Origin of the sequence: Microcystis sp. LE19-8.1F (assembly GCF_027531715.1) — a bacterium.
Taxonomy (GTDB): Bacteria; Cyanobacteriota; Cyanobacteriia; order Cyanobacteriales; family Microcystaceae; genus Microcystis; species Microcystis wesenbergii_A.
This window is the reverse complement of sequence record NZ_JAPZSO010000020.1, coordinates 1-21045: the sequence shown is the minus strand read 5'-3', so window position 1 is coordinate 21045 and position 21045 is coordinate 1. Positions and strand designations below refer to the sequence as shown.

At 42.7% G+C, this 21045-nt stretch carries 21 protein-coding genes, 1 other RNA gene and 3 pseudogenes; 16 read left to right on the top strand and 9 right to left on the bottom strand.

Translation table 11 applies throughout. The features are described 5' to 3' along the window. Positions 1 to 53 precede the first annotated feature (53 nt). Positions 54 to 1328, top strand: coding sequence for a restriction endonuclease subunit S (locus O9334_RS02690; RefSeq protein WP_502846534.1), 1275 nt, complete (start codon positions 54 to 56; stop codon positions 1326 to 1328). A gap of 262 nt (positions 1329 to 1590) precedes the next feature. Here O9334_RS02690 and cruG read toward each other — a convergent pair whose 3' ends face one another. Both cruG and cruF read right to left on the bottom strand, forming a co-directional pair. Beyond that, positions 1591 to 2778, bottom strand: a complete 1188-nt coding sequence (gene cruG / locus O9334_RS02685; RefSeq protein ID WP_045360049.1) for a 2'-O-glycosyltransferase CruG — start codon at positions 2776 to 2778, stop codon at positions 1591 to 1593. Position 2779: 1 nt separating this feature from the next. Beyond that, positions 2780 to 3694 (bottom strand): gamma-carotene 1'-hydroxylase CruF, encoded by a 915-nt coding sequence (cruF, locus tag O9334_RS02680; RefSeq protein ID WP_287999172.1) that lies wholly within the window; start codon positions 3692 to 3694, stop codon positions 2780 to 2782. Positions 3695 to 4203: 509 nt separating this feature from the next. Here cruF and O9334_RS02675 point away from each other — a divergent pair. Together O9334_RS02675 and O9334_RS02670 are read left to right on the top strand one after the other, a co-directional pair. Continuing rightward, complete coding sequence (locus O9334_RS02675) at positions 4204 to 5742, top strand: serine/threonine-protein kinase (protein WP_045360045.1); 1539 nt, start codon at positions 4204 to 4206, stop codon at positions 5740 to 5742. A gap of 241 nt (positions 5743 to 5983) precedes the next feature. Then, entirely contained in the window at positions 5984 to 6247 is a 264-nt protein-coding gene (locus tag O9334_RS02670) for a type II toxin-antitoxin system RelE family toxin (RefSeq protein WP_045360043.1), read from the top strand. A 504-nt stretch (positions 6248 to 6751) separates the two neighbouring features. Here the strand turns inward: O9334_RS02670 and O9334_RS02665 are convergent. Then, positions 6752 to 8341, bottom strand: a complete 1590-nt coding sequence (locus O9334_RS02665) for a glycoside hydrolase family 57 protein (protein WP_045360042.1) — start codon at positions 8339 to 8341, stop codon at positions 6752 to 6754. A gap of 147 nt (positions 8342 to 8488) precedes the next feature. Between O9334_RS02665 and O9334_RS02660 the strand changes: the two genes are divergently transcribed. Further along, entirely contained in the window at positions 8489 to 9643 is a 1155-nt protein-coding gene (locus O9334_RS02660) for a histidine kinase (RefSeq protein WP_287999165.1), read from the top strand. On the opposite strand, the gene O9334_RS02655 is transcribed toward O9334_RS02660, so the two are convergent. Further along, the gene (locus O9334_RS02655; RefSeq protein WP_287999163.1) at positions 9621 to 10448 is read right to left on the bottom strand and encodes an alpha/beta fold hydrolase; all 828 of its coding nucleotides are present in this window, start codon (positions 10446 to 10448) and stop codon (positions 9621 to 9623) included. The genes O9334_RS02660 and O9334_RS02655 overlap by 23 nt on opposite strands. A 422-nt stretch (positions 10449 to 10870) precedes the next feature. Between O9334_RS02655 and rnpB the strand changes: the two genes are divergently transcribed. Both rnpB and rnc read left to right on the top strand, forming a co-directional pair. Continuing rightward, an RNA gene (gene rnpB, locus O9334_RS02650) (RNase P RNA component class A) lies at positions 10871 to 11367 on the top strand. A 111-nt stretch (positions 11368 to 11478) separates the two neighbouring features. Beyond that, positions 11479 to 12183, top strand: coding sequence for a ribonuclease III (rnc, locus tag O9334_RS02645; protein WP_045360036.1), 705 nt, complete (start codon positions 11479 to 11481; stop codon positions 12181 to 12183). Between the two features lie 16 nt (positions 12184 to 12199). On the opposite strand, the gene O9334_RS02640 is transcribed toward rnc, so the two are convergent. Continuing rightward, on the bottom strand, positions 12200 to 13270 hold the full coding sequence (locus tag O9334_RS02640; protein ID WP_045360035.1) for a WD40 repeat domain-containing protein: 1071 nt from the start codon (positions 13268 to 13270) through the stop codon (positions 12200 to 12202). 79 nt (positions 13271 to 13349) lie between these two features. Then, the gene (locus O9334_RS02635) at positions 13350 to 13643 is read right to left on the bottom strand and encodes a hypothetical protein (RefSeq protein WP_045360033.1); all 294 of its coding nucleotides are present in this window, start codon (positions 13641 to 13643) and stop codon (positions 13350 to 13352) included. A gap of 348 nt (positions 13644 to 13991) precedes the next feature. Between O9334_RS02635 and O9334_RS02630 the strand changes: the two are divergent. Continuing rightward, positions 13992 to 14405, top strand: a pseudogene (locus tag O9334_RS02630) (IS4 family transposase); the annotation flags it as partial. A 555-nt stretch (positions 14406 to 14960) separates the two neighbouring features. Further along, positions 14961 to 15191 carry a hypothetical protein gene (locus O9334_RS02625; RefSeq protein WP_287999157.1) on the top strand — a complete coding sequence of 77 codons (231 nt, stop codon included), beginning with the start codon at positions 14961 to 14963 and terminating at the stop codon, positions 15189 to 15191. On the opposite strand, the gene O9334_RS02620 is transcribed toward O9334_RS02625, so the two are convergent. Further along, on the bottom strand, positions 15161 to 15670 hold the full coding sequence (locus O9334_RS02620; protein ID WP_045360031.1) for a universal stress protein: 510 nt from the start codon (positions 15668 to 15670) through the stop codon (positions 15161 to 15163). The two genes, O9334_RS02625 and O9334_RS02620, sit on opposite strands and share 31 nt — an antisense overlap. Positions 15671 to 15688: 18 nt before the next feature. Here O9334_RS02620 and O9334_RS02615 point away from each other — a divergent pair, with 18 nt between their 5' ends. After that, positions 15689 to 16489: a ribonuclease D gene (locus O9334_RS02615; RefSeq protein WP_287999154.1), complete on the top strand. Its 801-nt coding sequence runs from the start codon at positions 15689 to 15691 to the stop codon at positions 16487 to 16489. 227 nt (positions 16490 to 16716) lie between these two features. Further along, entirely contained in the window at positions 16717 to 17571 is an 855-nt protein-coding gene (pheA, locus tag O9334_RS02610) for a prephenate dehydratase (protein ID WP_045360030.1), read from the top strand. A 41-nt stretch (positions 17572 to 17612) separates the two neighbouring features. Here the strand turns inward: pheA and O9334_RS02605 are convergent. Further along, positions 17613 to 18218 (bottom strand): annotated as a pseudogene (locus tag O9334_RS02605) (sensor histidine kinase); the annotation flags it as partial. 78 nt (positions 18219 to 18296) lie between these two features. Between O9334_RS02605 and O9334_RS02600 the strand changes: the two are divergent. The 6 genes from O9334_RS02600 to O9334_RS02575 are packed head-to-tail and all read left to right on the top strand — an operon-like array spanning position 18297 to position 20949. After that, a complete protein-coding gene (locus tag O9334_RS02600; protein WP_287999178.1) occupies positions 18297 to 19361 on the top strand; it encodes an IS4 family transposase in 1065 nt (354 codons plus the stop codon). Then, complete coding sequence (locus tag O9334_RS02595) at positions 19315 to 19665, top strand: beta barrel domain-containing protein (protein ID WP_502846535.1); 351 nt, start codon at positions 19315 to 19317, stop codon at positions 19663 to 19665. Before O9334_RS02600 ends, O9334_RS02595 begins: the two co-directional genes overlap by 47 nt. Before the next feature lie 57 nt (positions 19666 to 19722). Then, a complete protein-coding gene (locus O9334_RS02590; RefSeq protein ID WP_287999148.1) occupies positions 19723 to 20100 on the top strand; it encodes a hypothetical protein in 378 nt (125 codons plus the stop codon). A gap of 19 nt (positions 20101 to 20119) precedes the next feature. After that, positions 20120 to 20407 carry a hypothetical protein gene (locus O9334_RS02585; protein ID WP_287999145.1) on the top strand — a complete coding sequence of 96 codons (288 nt, stop codon included), beginning with the start codon at positions 20120 to 20122 and terminating at the stop codon, positions 20405 to 20407. A 34-nt stretch (positions 20408 to 20441) separates the two neighbouring features. Beyond that, positions 20442 to 20684, top strand: coding sequence for a hypothetical protein (locus O9334_RS02580; RefSeq protein WP_193958781.1), 243 nt, complete (start codon positions 20442 to 20444; stop codon positions 20682 to 20684). A 10-nt stretch (positions 20685 to 20694) separates the two neighbouring features. Beyond that, entirely contained in the window at positions 20695 to 20949 is a 255-nt protein-coding gene (locus O9334_RS02575) for a hypothetical protein (RefSeq protein ID WP_287999142.1), read from the top strand. On the opposite strand, the pseudogene O9334_RS02570 reads toward O9334_RS02575, so the two are convergent. Beyond that, positions 20926 to 21045, bottom strand: a pseudogene (locus tag O9334_RS02570) (IS4 family transposase); the annotation flags it as partial. The gene O9334_RS02575 and the pseudogene O9334_RS02570 sit on opposite strands and share 24 nt — an antisense overlap.

The following is a 21045-nucleotide window of genomic DNA, read 5'->3' as shown; positions in this document are numbered from 1 at the left end:
GGCTTGTAAACAGGCCTGATAGAATGATGGTAACATATTGAAATTTTGGGTGGTTGTCTCAACCACTCTATTTCTTTTGGGTTCATTTGGCTAGAGTCTTTATCTTGATTACCTTTGAACCCCTTTGTCACCCCTTGAGAAGAATTACCGATATTGACGAATATGGTTTATTAAAAAATAATATTGGAGTAACGGCTGAAAGTATTGAGAATCAATATATATTAAATGATAATGACATTTTATTTGCCAGAAGTGGTGCAACAGTTGGTAAAACTTATATTCACAAATTAGATAATACTAATTATTCTTGTTTTTTTGCTGGATACATGATTAGATTTGTCGTTGATGAAACTAAAATAAGCCCTGATTATGTGTTTGCATATACGCAACTTAAAACCTACAGCAAATGGGTAAGTTCTATTCAACGTGCGGCGGGACAACCTAACATAAATTCAGAAGAATATAAGTCTTTAAAAATTCCTATTCCACCTCAAGAAATTCAAGATAAAATTGTTGCAAAAATGGATGATGCTTATGCGGCTAAAAAACAAAAAGAATTAGAGGCACAGCAATTACTAGATAGTATTGATGATTATCTGTTAGGGGAGTTGGGGATTGAGTTACCCGAACCCGAAGAAAACACTATTAAAAACAGAATTTTTATCCGTAATTTAAGCGAAGTATCAGGCGATAGGTTTGATTGCAACTATAATCATAAAATTAATTATATACTATCTCAAACAGGTAATTATAAAATTGAATATTTAAAAAATTTATTAATTAAGCCACCTCAGTATGGAGCTAATGAAATAGCAATAGATAAAAATAATAGTGGAGAAATAAATTATATTCGGATTACTGATATTGATGATTTAGGTTTTCTTAAAGTTCGAGGGCTGAAAACGGCTCTTAAAATTGAAGATAAGTATATCTTAAATCAACATGATTTGTTGTTTGCTCGTAGTGGCTCTGTTGGCAGGTGCTATTTACATCAAGATAATAAACAAAAAGCAATTTTCGCAGGTTATCTAATACGTTTTGTTTTGAACACTCAAATAGCAAATCCTTATTATATCTTTTACTATTGTCACTCAAAAATTTATAAAATGTGGGTAGATGCCATATCTCGTTATGCTGTTCAGTCAAATATTAATTCTGAAGAATATAAATCTCTTCCTATTATTTTACCTCCACTTGAAAAACAAATCGAAATTAGTGAGCATATCACGGCAATTCGTAATCAAGCCAAACAACTCCAACAACAAGCCAAAGACGACCTAGAAAAAGCTAAACAGGAAGTCGAAGCCATGATTTTAGGTGATGACTAAAAGCCTAATTTATCTTGAAAACCGTTAAATTAAGTAGCTGGTTATAATTAAATTAAAAATGGATTTTGCCTTTAATCCCCCCTTGATCCCCCCTTGATAAGGTAGGGTTGATTCATGAATCAACCCTACCCTTGATAAGGGTGGTGTCTGATAATTTTTAACGCCTACCTACTTAAAAAGGAGAAAATCTCAGGCAAACTTTCATAAAAGAAACCCTTAAAGTTGGGTTTCTACGAAACTGAGGGTCTTCACCCTAACATTTTTAATACACTCGACCGCGCCAACTTTGGGGACGGGTAAAAGCAGAGATAAAAATGCGGATAACTGCCAGCGGATCCGCTAGGGGAGATAGCCAAAATAATCCTGAAGATAGATTGACTTTTTCGCCCCGATAGTAACTAGGAGAGACAGCCAATAAAAGGGCAAAGCGAATCAATAACAGCAGCAGGTTTAAAGTCAAAACAATTTTTAAACTCAGGAAATTGTAGCCAAAAATCAAAGCTGTGAGCAGTAAAGGAGTGATAATTATCGGTAATCCCTGAGTAAGAGCTAATAAAGCTAAATCGCCCCATAATTGCCCCTGATAGGAGGCATCTTTGAGGTCAAGAGATCTGCCCCATTCGCGCCAAGTTTCCTTGAGTCCTTCGTACATCCGCACGCGAATCAACTTCGCCCCATCGAGAAATCCCACCCGATAGCCTTTCGTTGCCGCTAGACGGGCGAGGGTGACATCATCGCAAAAAGAACCTTTTGCCCCGCTATAACCGTCTAAAGCCGCTAAAACTGACCGCCGGCAGAGAAAACATTGACCATTGGCCATGACTCGTTCGGGATCTTGCCCGCGCACTCCGGCCGCATCAAAGCGATAGAGCAAAGTCATCAATAAAGCCGGCTGTAACCACCATTCTCCCGGATAGGAGAGGATAAATTGCGGCGACAGGGAAACTAAATCGTAACCTTCTGCGATCGCAGCTTTAACTAAACTAGCGACTAAATTTGCTTGGGGTTGGGTATCGGCATCAATGCCCAAAATCCAGTCACTTTTAGGAGAACTAAACAAAAAACCATTGTGTAACGCCCAGGGACGACCTACCCAATCGGGAGGCAAAGGATAATCGGTTTTCAGGCGAAAGCGGGGGTCTTTTGCCGCTATCTCCTTGACTTTTTCCCGCGTACCATCTTGGGAATTGCTATCGACAATCAGAATTTCTCGCACTTCGTAACTCTGTTGACTCAATCCCCGTAAACAACCGTCAATCCTGGCCACTTCGTTTAACGTCGGCACAATCACGCTTACTGTCCCTAACATCTCCGGGGTGGGGGGTTGGGGAGTCAGGGGAGGACGACGACGCGCCCCTTTTAGCAGACGGGAAAGAAGGATAAAAAAGGCAACAGCCTGAGACAGCAGTAGCCCCAGGCAGAATGCACCGAGAATTATCTCAGTTAACAACTTATTTGGCTCCTCTCACCGAAACAACGGGGATTTTTAGGGTTGTTACTTCGCTTGTCGGCACTGTTTGCCCGGAAGCAACAGCCTTGGCGCGATTGTAGAGGAGTGTTAAAGGCAGAATACCGGTGAGTAATCCTAAGAAAATCGGCGGATAAATACCGGCACCCATACTCATGACCGTAGCAAAGCCAAAATTACCCAAATACATCACAAAAGGCAGGGTTAAATCTTGACTTGGCAGTTTCACCGGTTGCACTTGCCAAATTAAAGTGGCTACCGTCATAAAAACACAGCCTGTACCGAACCAACCGGCAAAATTTTCATAGGGCATCCCAAAGAAGGCCCCCGGTTGTTCCCAAATCCAGAAGGGTATGGTAGTTTGACTCATGGCCGGATCTAGGACAAAATCCCAGGAAGTTAATAATACCGCCCCGATAGCGATCGATCCTAGATTTTGTAGCCATTGGGGTAAAGCAAGAGTGGATAAACCAACGCGAGCGATAATATAGGCACTAAAACCGAGATAAAACCAAGATAGGGGGATAGTAAAGGGGACTAAACCCGCAATTTTGTAACCTAGGCCCGAAAGATAACGATAATGACCGAAAGGAAAGCCGGTACTGGTTCCTAATAGTTCGCTACAAAGGGATAAACTGATAGCGGGAACCATGAATCCTAACCAGTGCCACACTCCTAGAGTTCGATAGGCATAAACAGCCACGGCTGCCATTCCTAACACCATATACACCACACCCCCCCCGGCCATTGACCAAGCAAAGGCGGTTTTGCCAAAATCCGGTAAATTGGCCACAAATTCGGGATGGGGCAAAACTAGCAACAATCCCGCTAGTCCAAAAGCCATCGATACAATATGACCGATGAGCAGAGCTTTTTCGATCGCAATTAGTCGTCTCATTAAATCTCTAGCACTGCGAAGGGATAATCATTTTCAAGTTTACAAATCTTTATTAAAGAATTATTACGCAGATCGGTCACTTTCGGCAAAAAAGTTTTACAGGGGTTAGGGATTTTAGTGTAGCATCGGTTTAGGAGTCAGTAGGCAGGAGTCAGTGGTCATAATAATCAATCAAATTGTCTATTTAGAGATTTTATGCTACTTTATACTTAGTTTTTTCATTTTTTCAACCCCCAAAAATTAATTATGCAAGGGGCAATGACTAAAAATGCCTGAAAATATATATAGCAGTTTTCCTCAGAATGAGGCATGGGCAAGGGGATTAAACCCTTTGTTAGCAAAACTTCTCGACACCTCAGTAACGTGAAAAGCGCTATATTAAGAATGATGCTTTTAGCCCGAAAAAATGGCACTCTAAGATTAAGTCCTCTCGATCGCCCACCAATTGCAGCGGTTCTTAAAAAAACTCTCTCCACCAGACTCACTATAATTAACACAGTAGCCTAGCTATGTCGGCAGATTCTAGACATCGGCGCCTACTTGCCAATCGATACCAACTGGTCGAGTTGATCGGTAGCGGCGCCATGGGACAAGTATATCGAGCAGAAGATAAACTCTTAGGTGGCGTAACCGTCGCCGTGAAATTTCTCTCGCAAACTCTCCTCAACAAAAGAATGCGCGAGCGTTTCGAGCGAGAGGCGACTATTTCGGCACTTTTAGGCGAAAAAAGTATTCATATTGTTAAAGTTCGTGATTATGGTGTAGATGAAAAGGAAGTCCCCTTCTACGTCATGGAATTTTTGCAAGGGGAAAGCATGAGTGAAATCATCAAATATCACCCGCTGCCTCTCTCGCGCTTCCTCAATCTCACCCGTCAGATTTGTTTCGGCCTGGAATGCGCCCATAAGGGTATTATCTTCCAAGGACAGATGTGTCCGATTATTCACCGGGACATCAAACCAGGCAATATTATCGTGATTCAGGACTCAGGATTAGGGGAATTGGTGAAAATTCTCGATTTTGGCATCGCTAAACCCATCCAATCAGGAGAAGTCCCAACCCAATCGTTTATGGGAACCTTAGCCTATTGTTCCCCAGAACAGATGGAAGGTAAAGAACTCGATCATCGTTCCGATATCTACAGTTTCGGGATTGTGATGTACGAGATGATCACGGGAGAAACGCCCCTTTTTCCCGATAATCTCTCCTTTGGCGGTTGGTATGAGGTTCACCACTACGTCGAACCCTGTCCCTTTAATTCTAGCTTGCAATTACCGCCAGAATTAGAACAGTTAATCCTACGCTGTTTAGCCAAAGCACCCAGCGATCGCCCACAAAGTGTTACAGATATACTACAAGTTCTCGAACGACTCGAACCCCTAGCCAAAAATGCTCAACCCAACAAATTGAATCGTATCGATGAAATAGTCAAAAAAATTGACGATTACACCACCAAAATCAAAACCCTTCATGATTTAGATCAAACCATTGTTTCTGCTGCTAATGCCAAGGATGTCTGTCTCAAGTCCAGTTGGCCCGAGGACAAACCCCGCCAAAAAATTGTCTTCCCACGCTGTCTCCAGGCTGCTGACGGGGTTTTTGCCAGTTTATGGGTAATGTTGGCTCGAGAAGATATCCCCGTTCGGGTTGCTAGTGTCCGTTATAATCAATTCCTCTTTTTACCCGCACCCCACCCGATGATTCTCTGGATTACTGTCCTCTATCATCGTCAACAGGGACCGCGCTGGTTGCCCTGTTATTTGGACTTAAAAACCCCCCAGGGTCAAAAAATGACCAAAACCCTCGGCGAAACCGGTCAATACTGGATTTTATTTTTCTCCCTCGAAGGCAGCAACATCTGTGAAAATGTGATCACCGCTAATATTCCCGCCAATCAACGCCAAATTTTGCAGCAATGGCTGACCGATAGTCAATCGGTCCAGGGTGGCAACCCGCAAATTAGCAAGCAGACGTTAAAACAGAAACTGGATGAACTCAAGCCCCAAATTATGGCTAAATTAGAGTCGGAATTGGCCGCGCAGCCCTAAAAAATCAGGGGGGTAAGCTAAGACGCATTTAAAGCGCTTATTCTTAAGATTAGCCGAATCTCCCCCAATCCCTTTACTGTTGCCTCTTGCAAGAGTGCCTCTTGCCTCGTCTCAACAAGCAATTTAAATGCGCGGGCAGCTTATTAACTAACCCCCCTTTTTATTGAACAAGTGCGATGGTGCGTCAGGAAATAGCAATGGGTGAAACTACTCTAGCCAGTGAAGTATTTCCGACACAAAAATGAAATCAAGTGTCACCAAAACGTTTCGTAAACAGCTTAATAATCTTCCTGCATCAGTTCAGGAACAAGCAGCAAAAGCTTATGCACTCTGGCAAGAAGATCCGTATCACCCCAGCCTTCAGTTTAAACAAGTCAGTCAAAAGCAACCGATCTACTCCGCTCGTGTCAGCCTTAACTATCGGGCTTTGGGTTTGTTAGAGTCTGAGCATATTTATTGGTACTGGATTGGCGCACATGATGAGTATTATATTCATCCTCTGTAAGCGCAGGAAATAACTGCATCGTTAAAAGCTTTGTAGATCTTATCCATAGAAAACTCCATGGCTAATACTAAATCCGTTGAGTATAGCCTACATATCAGGATAGGCAAAAGGCACTCATGCAAAAGGCAAAAGGAGGAATAGATAATCAGTCTTTAATAACTGGATTTAGTATAACAACTTCTTGCAGGCAGAACGGAGGTTGACGCTATCGGTTATTATGCAAAAATAATCGCCGTTCGGCGCTTGACCGAAGGTTCAATCGGCTGTAAACAATAATACATTTGCACTAAACCATAAAATCGGCGTTGCAGCCATCAATATCTGAATGCTAATTGTGCATCGTATCTACAAGTTAACTTAGTCCCAAGTTTTAAGAATGGCCTAGAGAACAATTCATCCTTAAAATCAGCAACGCCAAATTAATTGGCACGGATAGAATCAGAAAACAACAAGGTGCGCTACAGCTTGTAACGCACCAAAATTTTTATTAATCTCTAACCGAGATTACAGAGGTCGATAGACACGGTAATCGATATTGGGGAAAATATTATCGATTTCCTCGACTTTTTGCAACCAACCGGAGTCAATCTTCTCGGATTTCACATCTTCATAGATTTTATTTAACCGCAGCAGATGGGAACGAGTGCGCCGGACAGCATAGGGAACCATTGTACCGGTTCGCATAATAAACGCCCAATCGGAAGATTGCGCTAATAATAACTCCCGGGCCGCCTGATTTAAAGCCCGTTCCTGTAATTCATCCTCCGCTTCATGATGACTTAATTCAATCATCCGTTCCGTGCCTTTGTGCAGGTGAGGATAGAGCCAAGCGTTAGTTTCATTCAGCCAGTATTCATGGAAACCCTTATAACCCCAACTGGATTGGGAAGGACGACAGACCTGCTGAGTCGGGTTAGCCCGGAGATAATCGGCTAAATGGGTCATTTGGTAGATATTTTGGTCATACCAAGACTTACGGAACAGAAAATCAATAAACCAGGGTCCCTCATACCACCAGTGACCGAATAACTCGGCATCGTAGGGAGAAACAACCAGGGGAGGACGGCCCATAATTCCCCCTAAACTCTCCACTTGCCGCTCGCGATTATACATAAAATTGCCCGCGTGTTCGGCGGCCTTTTCTTTGGCCCAGTAGGGGTCATAAAGCCCTTTTTCCGATAAACCACCGTCCCGGCTAGTAATTTTGTGGTATTTGATGCCTATATTCTTGCGTTGACCGTTGGGCATGATATAGGGCTTAATATACTCGTATTCCGCTTCCCAGCCCAAATCTTTATAGAATTCCCGATAAACTATATCCCCCGGATAACCGACTTGGGAAGACCAAACCTGTTGAGAGGATTCGTGGTCACGACCGAAAGCGGCCACCCCGGTTTCTGTGAAAATGGGCGCGTAACTGCCGTAACGGGGGCGAGGACGACCGTAGAGAATACCGTGGCCATCGACGAGGAAGTAACGAATGCCCGCATCGGCTAACATTCTTTCTACCCCTTCGTAGTAGGCACATTCCGGCAACCAAATGCCCTTGGGACGACGACCGAAATTTTCTTCGTAGTGTTGACAGGCCACCTCAATTTGCGCCCAGACCGCTTGCGGGTACATTTTCATCAGGGGCATATAACCATGAGTCGCACCACAGGTGATAATTTCTAGGTTATTACTGTCGAGGAATTGTTTAAATGCCTTGACCAGATCTCGATCGTATTTTTCCCAAGTTTGTCGGATACTTTGGAAAGATTCAGCGTAATATTCGGCTAAGTAGCGAATATGGCCATTGTGTTGATTATGGTCGATTTCTTTAGCAATTAATTCTTCTAACTTGCCTAAGTGTTCTTCATAACGCTCTTGCAGTAACGGATCCCGCAGCATCGACACCAAAGGCGGAGTCATGCTCATGGTCATTTTAAAATCGATACCGTCCCGCTTGAGACCTTCAAAAACTTGCAGGAGAGGGATGTAGGTTTCTGTGATTGCTTCGTATAACCATTCTTCTTCGAGGACGTAATCGCTTTCGGGATGGCGGACGAAAGGGAGATGCGCGTGGAGAACTAGGGCAACATAGCCAAAAGCCATAGGATTTCTTCTTAGAATTAAGGAATAAAACTTTAAGATTAGGTTGAGTAGATTTTATACTATCTTAAGCTTCTACAATAAAGAATATGATAAAAGTCGATCGACGATCGATCGATCTCGTCAATCCCTAGGTTTACTAATTTTCCGATGCTCCCATCTAACGAGCCACTGACTGCTTTAGGGAGAGAGACGACAACGCCTCTCTCCATTCAACTTTTGCTATTTGTTGATGACCGTCCCAGTTCTCAAGAAATTATCCGTCAAATTCAGTCCTATCTCCAGTCTTTAAAGTCTGATTACCCGATTGACCTACAGATCATCGAAATTCGCCAGCAACCTCATTTAGTCGAACATTTTCGCCTTGTAGCTACCCCTGCCTTGGTCAAAATTGCCCCCGGCCCCCGTCATACCCTCGCGGGCAGTAATCTGGTGGAACAGTTTAAAAAATGGTTGGTACGTTGGCAAAAAGCGATTAAAGAGGATATCAAAAATAATCACGCTGAGGATGAACAACGTCAAGAGATGGAACATTCGGGCGAACTCATCCGCATCGCCGATGAGGTTTTTCGTCTCAAACAGGAAAAGGAAGAATTATTAGAACAGTTGAAATTTAAAGACCAAATTTTGGCTATGTTAGCCCACGATTTACGCAGTCCTCTCACCGCTGCTTCCATCGCCGTGGAAACCCTAGAATTAGCCTATCATCAACCAGATACGGAGCGCAGTCTGCAATTACGAGAACAACTGCACCAACAGGCCCGCAAACAGTTCCGGATTATGAACCGTTTGATCACAGATATTCTACAAGCTTCTAAGAGCATGGCGGCGCAATTCACTCTCCAACAGAGTAAATTTTATCTGCAATCCCTCTGTCAGGAAATTTTGTCTCAATTTACTGATACTTTTCAGGAAAAGACTTTAATTCTCCAAAGCGATATCCCCCAAGATTTGCCCCCCGTCTATGCTGATGAGGAGTTAATCCGACAGGTGATTATTAATCTCTTGGAGAATGGGATCAAATATACCCCCCCCGGCGGCGCAATTACCCTTTCTGTCCTCCATCGTACTACTCAAAAAGTACAGGTGAGCATCAGTGATACCGGCCCCGGCATTCCCGAAGAAAAACAAGAGCATATTTTTGAGGGTCATGTGCGTCTCAAACGGGATGAGGGTAAAGAAGGTTATGGCATCGGTTTATCGGTCTGTCGCAAGATTATTCGCGCCCACTACGGTCAAATTTGGGTGGATAGTGTCCCTGACCACGGCAGTAGTTTTCACTTCACCCTGCCAGTTTATCGCTAAAATGCTCCGCTAACCAATTATCAATGTCCCCTAAAACTAAGTCGGGGATTTCCCAGGGGAACAGATGGGCTGTATCTGGGTAACATTTCCACTGACACAGTTTCAGTTTTTCGGCTGTTTCTTGGCTCGAGGCACTGGTAATATGGCGATCATTTGCCCCTGCCAGAACTAAGCAGGGAATTGTAATTTTGTCAAGAGATTTTAAACAATTGTTACCTTTTTTTAAAGCCCGATTTAAAGCGCGATCGGCAGCTGGAGAAGTGCCTAAGTAGGCGGGAACAGCATCTTGAGCGAGATATTGATAGGCAATCGCTTGATGTTGTGAAAAAAGGTACTGAAACAGGGAACGACGGGCAAAAGTATCAATATTCCAACGCCATCCCGGTTTGATCTGATTGAGAATTGCCGCTATCCCCGTCAAAACTAAATCTGTGGTGGTGATGGGAGGATGACTACTCCAAGGCCGTCCGGCCGAGGCCACGAGAATTAAACCAGGAAAGCGATCGGGATGCCGCAATACTAATTCCAGGGCGATTATACCCCCCAAAGACCAACCGAGAATTAAACATTGCGGGATTTTTTGGCGATCGAGCAGCCCGATTAAATCCTCTAGATGTTCTTCTAGCTGAAAATCGCGGCGATAACGACTTTTACCGTAGCCGCGCAGATCCGGGGCCAGGGTTTGCCAGCGTTGGCAAAAATGCTCAGTAAATACAGACATACTGGCTGCCGAACCGGGATGACCGTGCAGACAGAGGATCGGATAGCCATTACCTTTAATGTTAACGTTTAGAGCGATCGACATTGAGCAGTTATCAGGAGTCAGTTATCAGTTATCAGTTATCAGTTATCAGATTTGAGTTTTAAGTGAGCAGTATGTATTAAGCGAGCAGTATTAAATAGGGTCTGCTGAATAAATCTAAAAACCTTGTTGGATAAAAATTTTAGACTTTTTTCCCATCAAAAAGTGCCAGACCTTGGGGGGATCGGGGGGGAAATTTAGGCTCTTTTTCCCTGAAAATTAGGTAATTGACCCCCTGAAAATGGGTAAAACCCTACACCCCACACCCCACACCCTACACCCTACCCCCAGGAAAAACTTTTTCAGCAGACCCTAAATAGGAGTTTCCTACTGTCTTTTCACTGTTTACTGTTTACTGATCACTGATTATTGACTGGGATATATGGGCGATCGAGTCTCTGGTAAGTCATACTAGAGAATAGGAGAGAGTTGGTCTAGAGGTTGCGGGATCATTTGATCAATGATTCCGAGGAAAGTCCGAACTCCCGAAAGACCACACTTGCTGGATAACGTCCAGTGCGCGCGAGCGTGAGGATAGTGCCACAGAAAAATACCGCCCCCTTTTTTCAGTAATCAGTACACAGTAATCAGTAACGAAAGTAAATTCACTGATAACTTTCCACTGATAACTGATCACTGATAACTGATCACTGATAACTGATAACTGATAACTGATTGGGGGTAAGGGTGCAAAGGTGCGGTAAGAGCGCACCAGCAGTATCGAGAGGTACTGGCTCGGTAAACCCCGGTGGGGAGCAAGGTGGAGGGACAAAGGTTGGTCTTTTTCCTGTCCCGTTCTTAGGAACCGCTTGAGGTAATTGGTGACAATTATCCCAGATAGATAACCTCTATTCCAACAAAGGTAAAAGTGATTTTACTGCTGTTGGGAAATACAGAATTCGGCTTATGTCTGACTCTCTCCTTTATCAGTTATCAGTTATCAGTTATCATTATCAGTTATCAGTTTACTGATCATTGAAAAAAAGCTCCCCAATTCATAATTCATAATTCATAATTTATAATTCCCGCTCCCATGTCCTTAAGTGATCCGCGTCGCCAAAAACAATTAAAAACCCTAGTGGAAAAGCTGGGTTTATCGGCTAATGTCCCCGTCAGGTGGGATTTATTGGATTTGGCTCTAACTCATCCCAGTGTTTCCCGTGATCAGAATTATGAACAATTAGAATTTGTGGGCGATTCTGTGGTAAGACTCGTGGCGGCGGAGGTATTGTTAGAAACCTATCCGGAGGCGCTAGTGGGAGAATTTGCCGCCCTGCGATCGATGATGGTTAGCGATCGCACTCTGGCGGAATTTGCGGATCGCTACGGTTTCGAGCGTTATTTGTTGGTATCAAGTAGTACGAGTATCGATCGGGCGGGGCGAATTTCCCGACTAGCAGACGCTTTTGAGGCGGTCTTGGGGGCTTTATATCTTAGTACACAGACGATGGTTTTAGTGCGTTCTTGGTTAGATGAGCCACTACGCGAAAAAGCGGCCGAAATTCGTCGAGATCCGGCCCGACAGAATTATAAGGATGCCTTGCAGGAGTGGACACAAGCAAAATACAAAAAACTGCCGCAATATTTAGTAAAAGAAATCAATGGTTTAGATCAGGAGCGTTTTTGTGCGGAAGTGTGGTTAAATGAGCAGAAATTAGGAGTGGGAATAGGCAGAAGCAAAAAAGCGGCGGAACAGGCAGCGGCTAAATCGGCTTTTCTAGAAGTGGTTAAAGGCTAAATGGAGATATTTTTGCCTAACGGACGAATTGCCAGAGGCGAATTTTCAAATCATAATTACCACTAGCCAAATACTGCCCATCGGGACTAAAAGCCAGGGATTCCACCCAGTCGGAATTATTATCAAACCAGGCCAACTGTTTACCCGTGGTCACATCCCATAAACGCACACCGTCATTACTGGCACTAGCGAGAATTTGTCCGTTAGGATGGAGTGCCAGGGAACGGATTCGGTTCGTATGACCGATGAGGGTAAATAATAACTTATTATTGCTCGTATCCCAGATTTTAATCGTGCGGTCTAAACTACCCGTAATTAAATTTTTACCGTCGGGAGTGTATAAAAGCTTGCTAACCGCTTGGGGATGGGCGGAAAATTTCGATAAAAATTTGCCCTCGCGGATGTCCCAAAAATGTACCGCACCGTTTTCATGACCACTAGCCAGGGTGACACCATCGGATTTCATCCCTAGGGAATAAACAAAATTACCCACCCAATTTAAACGATAGAGGGGACGGCGGGGGGGTTGCACTGTCCAGAGGCGAATTCCTTCCAAACCACCACTAATTAAGGTTTTACCATCGGGAGTAACGGTGAGGGCGAGGACAGTATTACCGTGTTCGAGGGCAATTCCTAAATACTTGCCTTCCACCAGATTCCAAAAATTAATGGAACCATCTAAACCGCTACTAACTAATAATCTTTCGTTGGGACTAATGGCTAAAGCTTTGACGCTGGTCCTTTGGGCGCGAGTTTGGGAAACTTTCTGACCTGTTTTTACCGACCAAATTCTCAGGAGAGGATCGCTATCACTACCACCAGCGAGAACCAATTGGTTATCGGGACTGAAAATCAGAGCGTTAGGGGTGGATTGTTGCCCTTCTAAGGTTTTAGCGAGGGTAAGTCTGCCTAAACCTTCTACTAGGATAGTTTCTGGGGTTTTTTCGCCACTTTCAGCTGCGGGTTTAGGGGGGGCAATAGGACTTTGGGCATGACTAAGCTGATGTTCTCCGATTGTCAGCGTGGTTAAGACACTGACCACAATTGTCCAGACAAGTTTCTCCCCACCCATCAATCGGAATTTCATAAATTTAGTTGAATATTAACGGTGCTATAGATTCTAGCCTTTGAGGGGATTGATTGCCAAGCAAGGTGAGATTTTTGAGCTAAGAAGGTCGATTTTTTTCGTTTTTCAGGGTTGGTAAAGCTACTTGACCCGATTGGGGCGGTAAATAGTATCTCGCTGTTTCTTCTCTGTTGATTGGCTTGGTTTTTTGGCTCTGTTGCCACCTGGCGAAGATAGCGATCGCCATAACCGTTGCCCCTAAAGATAGCAGTGTCCATCTTTGTCCTAGAACCCCGATGATGACATCTACTGCCGCTGCGGTAAAGATAAAGCTAGTTATTGGTTCTTGACGGTAAGCTTTCTTGAGAAAACGCGGCCAGAGGAGATTACTCATTTTATCTATTATTTCGACGGTTTCGATAATTCCAGCTTATCCTATCATCCTAGCAAAATGGTGTCGATCGGGTGATGGGGGTTTTTCAGTGATCGGTAAACAGTAATCAGTGAACAGTAATCAGTAAACAGTGAAAAGACAGTAGGCAACTGCTATTTAGGGTTGGCTGAATATCAGTGAAGCCCTAATTAAAATATCCCCGTCATGGAGATGTTTACGACAACCCATTTCAATTAATACAAGCAATTGCAGATCGTTAAAATGTTTAAAGCTAAGTACAGGACAAAAAGCTTGAAAAGTAGGCGGGAGTAGGGTTTGATGAGAAATAGCACTAATCTCGAAAACCATATAAATCAGTATAGTGCCTTAAAGCAAGCCCTCCAACCCCATCTAGGATGGCATGGTGCCAGAATTTCCTTTCTCGCACTGTTTTTACTCGCCTTGCTCAAAGTCAAAACCGTCAACCTGAGCGAGTTAGCAGTAGGATTTGGAGGTAAAGCCCTCAAAGAGTCTAACTACAAAAGATTACAACGCTTTTTCCGAAATTTCGAGCTTGATTACTTTGAGAGTGCCAAAACTGTCGTGGGTTGGGTGAATATCCCCCAACCTTGAGTATTGAGTCTTGACCGGACAACTTGGGAGTAGGTCCCGCATTGCTACAACATCTTGACTGTAGGCATAGTTCACGAGGGAGTTGCCATTCCCTTACTGTGGTGGATGCTCCCGAAAAAAGGAAACTCGAACAGTGATGAAAGAGAACAACTTAACAAGAATCAAAATTCCTTAATTAATCAACTTAGACAGCGATTATGTTGTGAACACCCAGAAATCGCTCAAAAAAACCTCGATTATATCGGAGTTAATGGCTTTAATCCTACATTAGGACATATCGCCGAATTGAGAAATAACTCGCGCATTAAAACCACTGCTGGCACTGGAATCAGTGAATATAGTCGGTTATTGGCCAAGGATATTGTCACCTATCAGGATAGAATCGCGGTTAAAGAAAAAAACCGAAGATAAATTCTGGAATTAGAGCAGTTTAAGGGTTATTGTCAAGTATTTGACCAATTTCTTTTCGGTACTGTTACTCAAAGTTTACTGCTTTTACACTGCTATCCTATCGAAAGATTTTTAGTCAACGGTAAACCTTACTTTAGAGGGAATCACGATATTAGCCTGAGAAAGTTTCAGGCTTATCTAGGCTTAGGGTATTCCTATCAGATTTCTGGGGATACCTCAGCAAAACAAGACAAGGTGAAAAAGTCTTGGAAGGGTTCCGACTTAATGCGCTCTCACTTGTAGGCTCATGCACTGGTGACTATTTGCCCGAATAAACCCGCTAAAACCGAGATTATTGGTAAACTTAAGCATTCTTGGCTTAATCCCCGTATTTATCTCTATTACGAAACCGAAAACGGTCAAAGAATCGAGAAAAAGAAAGAATTACCCAGTTTTAAGGCATTAGGTAAGGATGGACTGTGTCGCTTGCTGTTTTACGAGACTAGGCTTTTGTATCAAGTTTTAACGGCTAATTTGGTAAAGTGATGATGTTGAACAATTAACACAGAACAGGGGGCATGATGGAGAACATAATTACTCACACTACCTAAGAATAACTCTCCTAGACCCGATCGCCCACGCCGACCGATGACAATTAAATCAATATTTTCCTCTCGCGCCACTTTACAGATAGTTTTGGCGGCATGACCGTAAATTTGCCGGTATTCTCCCTTTACACCCATTTCTACCGCCTGATTAGCTCTTTTTTGCAACATTTCCACCCCTTTCTGCTCAAATTCTTCCCATTGTTGCCGCCAAAAATCGAGAGTGAGATCATTACCCTGGGCGGGGTAAATATCGGCTAAATTGGGTGGAATCGGTAAAGGGCTATAATCTTCTTCAGGGGAAAGGACGTGCAGTAGTAGGAGGTTAGCTTCGTACTTACTGGCTAAGGATACAGCCTCCTTAAAAACACTATCCCCCATCTCGGACAAATCTATTGCTATCAAGATTTTTTGATACATTTTTCAGCCTCTGCAACCATGCCTTATTTAACGGAATCCGACGCTATTAGAAATGCGATCGATCACTTTTGTTATTTTCCCATTCTTTGGTTAGATACGGAAGTAGCTGATTACGATAGCAAGACTCCCCGTTTGTCTCTGATTCAAATTCTTGCTGATTCCACGTACCTAACGGGTGAGCGGGTGACAATTTTGGATGTTCTCGATCGACCCGATCTGACTAACTATTTTATCACTAAAATCATGCTGGTTGACTGGATAGAAAAGGTTTTTCACAATGCTAGTTATGATTGTAAATTTTTGGGCGGTAAGGGCAAAGTTAAAAAGATTACCTGTACCCTAGAGTTAGCTAAAAAGGTTCCCTACTATATTGCTCCTTTACCCAATTATCAACTAAAAACCCTGGCTGAATGTCTTTGTCATTTTCCCCCTATTGATCAGACTGAACAGGGGGGTAATTGGGGCAAAAGACCTTTAACGGCGGACCAGCTAGAATATGCACAAAAAGACCCCGTATATAGGGACCAAATCCATCATCGTCTTTTGCAGCTCTCCCATTTAATTACTCCTGATCCTGCCGGTGAGAATCTGGAAAGATTAACTAATCGTTATTGGGAAATTTACCAGCAATGGAAGCTTTTAGATCCAGAGATGGAACATCTCAAGGAACGTTTAAAGTCGGCAATTATCCAGCAAGAGGCTGCGGAGATTAACGGGTTTTCGGTCAGTTACCAAAATCGCACCAACAAAAAAGTTAAACTGGCCGAATTAGCCTTGTCTATTTATCGGGACAGGATAGCCAAATATCTCTCTCCTTAACTAATGATTTTCTCAAAGAATTAGGGGATTTAGCCCAAGGGTTAACCATCGAGGAAACTCCCAAAAAAATTAGTCAATTGACCATCAAACAAAATGAAGCTGACTTGACATGATTACAGCAGAATTAAGCAGATAGGAGATAGGAGTCAAGACCAAATTGGGTTATACTTGATATTTATGAGAAAGGCTGTAATAGCTAGAAAAAATTGCTTGCGGGGATAATCTAAATGACTGTAAAGATCGCTTATCTGGGGCCAGTGGGAACCTATTCAGAAACAGCCGCTTTAGCATTTGCTAATAGTTTACCACCCCAGCCTCATCAATTAATACCCTATCCTAGCATTGCCCTAGCCCTGCGATCGGTTGTCCAAAATCAGGCCGATTTAGCAGTGGTCCCGGTGGAAAATTCCACCGAAGGAAGTGTGGTAATGACTCTTGATGCTTTATGGCAATTACCCGGGTTACAGATTCAACAAGAATTAGTTTTACCGATTTCCCATGCACTTCTATCTCCCAGACAATCGCTAACAGAAATTAAAACCGTTTATTCCCATCCCCAAGCTTTAGCTCAATGTCAAAAATGGCTAGAAAATAATTTACCTAACGTGCCGATTATTCCCACTAATTCTACCACAGAAGCGATTCAAATTCTCGATCGAGAGGCCAATTCGGCCGCTATTGCTTCCCCCCGGGCAGCAAAACTCTATAATGTACCAATATTAATACAACCAATTAATGATTATCCCGATAATTGTACCCGTTTTTGGGTAATGGCTTTAACTTCCCATCGCCAAGGTGAGCGAATGTCCCTCGCTTTTCAAGTTTTAGATCAACCCGGTGCTTTAGTCAAACCTTTAGAAGTTTTTGCCAAACGTCAGCTTAATTTATCTCGGATCGAATCGCGACCAACTAAACGATCTTTAGGAGAATACATATTTTTTATCGATCTAGAAATTAATCCAGATCAACAGCATTTAATCGCAGAAACTTTAGAAGAATTAACCAATTATACCGATGCGATCGATGTTCTTGGTGCTTATCAGGTGGTTAATTTGCCTGTAGAAAGTTTAGAGGAATTATAAACTAAGTTGCCCAGAAATTACAGTAGTTAAATAGAGATATTTTAGCTTTTAAGAGAGGGAAGAATCGGCAAAGATGAGTTTTCCTCTGGGGTAGAATCAAGCTTTTTTTCCCCCACTAGAGGAAGAATAATTTCCACAGTTGTTCCTAAACCTTGACCTTGACTAGAGATAGTAATATCTCCCTCCATCATTTTCATCAAATTCTTAGAAATAGCTAATCCCAAACCCGTACCGCTAAATTTTCTGGTTGTGGAACCATCAATCATCACAAAAGGTCGGAATAATTTTGATTGCTGCCGGGGGTCTATACCGATTCCTGTATCGATTATAGTCATAATAGCCTGTGGATGTTCTAGGTGAGTTATCAAAGAAATTGTGCCTCTATCAGTAAATTTAATTGAGTTAGAAATAACATTCAAAATTACCTGTTTTAATTTAGTGGGATCAGCATAAACTATCGGATTTTCTGGACACAAAAGTAGATTGAATTTTAAGCGCTTACGTTGCAGCGATGCTGTTTGTAAATTAATAACTTCATTGATAATTTGGTGTAAATCTACTGGTTCAGGATTAACGGAAAGTTTGCCCGCTTCTATTTTAGCAATACTGAGAATATCATCAATAATTCCTAAAAGATGTACGGCGGCACTAAGTACAGGACAAAAAGCTTGAAAAGTAGGCGGGAGTAGGGTTTTATGAGAAATAGCACTAATCTCGAAAACCCTATGAATCAGTATAGCGCCTTAAAGCAAGCCCTTCAACCCCATCTAGGATGGCATGGTGCCAGAATTTCCTTTCTCGCACTGTTTTTACTCGCCTTGCTCAAAGTCAAAACCGTCAATCTGAGCGAGTTAGCGGTAGGATTTGGAGGTAAAGCCCTCAAAGAGTCTAACTACAAAAGATTACAACGCTTTTTCCGAAATTTCGAGCTTGATTACCTTGAGATCGCCAAAATTGTCGTCGGTTGGGTGAATATCCCCCAACCTTGGGTATTGAGTCTTGACCGGACAACTTGGGAGTTTGGCAAGCATTGCTACAACATCTTGACTGTAGGCATAGTCCACGAGGGGGTGGCCATTCCCTTACTGTGGTGGATGCTCCCGAAAAAAGGAAACTCCAACAGTGATGAGCGTATGCGTTTCCTTGAGGAGATGCTAAAAATTTTTCCCGCCGCTGAGATTCGTTGTCTGTGTGCCGACCGGGAGTTTGTCGGTCAAGCTTGGTTACGTTACCTTCTTTTAGAACCTGACCTGCCTTTCCGCATCCGGATTCGGGCTACTGACAAGATTAAGCGGGGCGGAAAAACCTTGGCTGCCAAAGTTGTTTTCGCTCATCTGGCTATCGGAGAATCTCAACAACTCAAAGGGGATTGTCGAGTTTGGGGTAATCAGGTTTCCGTTGAAGCCTTGCGTTTGGATGACGGGGACCTCTTGGTCGTGATCGCTCCCCCCCATACGGTCGGACTCGTTCGCGACTATGCTCTCCGCTGGGGGATTGAAACTCTTTTTGGGATTCTCAAGACTCGTGGTTTTTGCTTGGAATCAACCCACTTTACTGACCCCGAGCGCCTGCGTAAACTTTTTGCCCTGTTAACTTTAGCCTTAGTCTGGTCTCTCAAGACTGGCTTGTGGCTTCATCAGCTTCATCCAATTCCCCTCAAGAAACACGGTCGTCGTGCTAAGAGTCTTTTTCGCTTAGGTTTTGACCATCTTCGTCATCTGATTCTTAACCCTTCTTTGCCTAATCATCGGGATTTTCTTCATTCCCTACAATTTTTGTCCTGTACTTAGATGGGCAGTAATTCCCCATGAAAATGAAAATTGTAGATGGGGAGTTATTGAATCAGTCGATCAAAAATATATAGTGGTTGATGGCAAAAAGTTTGATATTAAAAACCATCGCGCAATAAAAGGTGATGAATGGGAATTATATACTTCCCCAGAAGCCTATCAAAAAAAGCTTAGAGGCGATCACATCATCAGAGAACTTCAATGCTTATTCACTCATTCTAATCTTACTCCTGAAACATTTGGAGGAATAGAAAAATTAATTGAAGCTTGCGAGATTATGGGGATTAATACTGACTATCCGTAATCGAATGCGAAGATAATAAAAAAATTGCAATGCCTACAAATAGTCGAGGATAACTTTATGGTTAAGCGAAGCAAACTGGATATACAACAAGAACGGCAAGAGACAATCATCGCCGCTCAAAACGAGTATTTCGGTAATATTACCAAAGGTGAGGCGATCGAGGTTTTCAAAGTTCTATCCGTACTCGCTCAATTTCCCGGTGCGAAACCACCGGAGCCTTTGACAGACCACGATGTGGTTTGGTCATCGACCCTTAGAGTTGGAGATTCGATTAATAAGCAGATGTTTAGCGTTCAGGTAACGTACAAAGGGCTAATATTTTGTCTTTCCGCCAACGGTGATCGGGTATTGCAACTACCAGATAGTTCTTTTGTCTCTTTAGAAAACTGGGATTTTCACGCAATACGAGTAAGAAATTCTGTACTTAAATCATAATAATACATTCGGGATAATCATGAAAAAATTCCACGATTTGCGTAAAGTTCCAGTTCAGAATAAACCTTGTTCTACCTGTCCTTTTGATGGTATGGAAAGTAATTTTTTCGATACAGAAAACTATCATAAAAGCCTTTGCGGTTTAGAAGGACAACATCTGTGTCATACTGCTAGAAATACAAAGATTTGCCGAGGGGGAAGAAATATTCAACTACGGATTCTATACTCTTTTGGATGGATAGACGAGCCGACGGATGAGGCATTTTTAAGGGCAACCTGTGAAGCACTCGAAAATCGTCAATTATGAAAATGGATAATATTCAGGATAATGCGGGGATTGTATGACAGATAAGTATAAACTGACAAAAAAGCTTTGGAATGAATCGAATTCTGAAATTATCCAAAGATCAAAGGCTAAATACGATAGAAAAAATCCGATATGGTCTTTCCGTATCACCCCTGAATTATTGGAATGGTTAAACCAAGAACGGTGGAATGATGGTGATGGTAATCCCGAAACTAATTCCGCTTTAGTTATTCGCAAACTTAATAAGTTGATGAAACTTGAGAACGAAGGTTACTAATTTTTTAATTATGAACGAAATAGAGCGAGATTTTATCAAGAAGATCAACCAACTTACCCGCAAATCTAGTTTTTATCAACGCTTTAACGAGCGTCGTTATAGTCACGTTAAGGGCTATATCGACCACGATGACGTTATTTTCTTGATCGCCCGTTTGCTGACGAGTTATCAGTGTTACGATGCCGATATTTTCGAGATGGATTTCACTCACCGCACTTCTTTGATTATTCTTGATCAAGCCCTAAGTACAGGACAAAAATTGTAGGGAATGAAGAAAATCCCGATGATTAGGCAAAGAAGGGTTAAGAATCAGATGACGAAGATGGTCAAAACCTAAGCGAAAAAGACTCTTAGCACGACG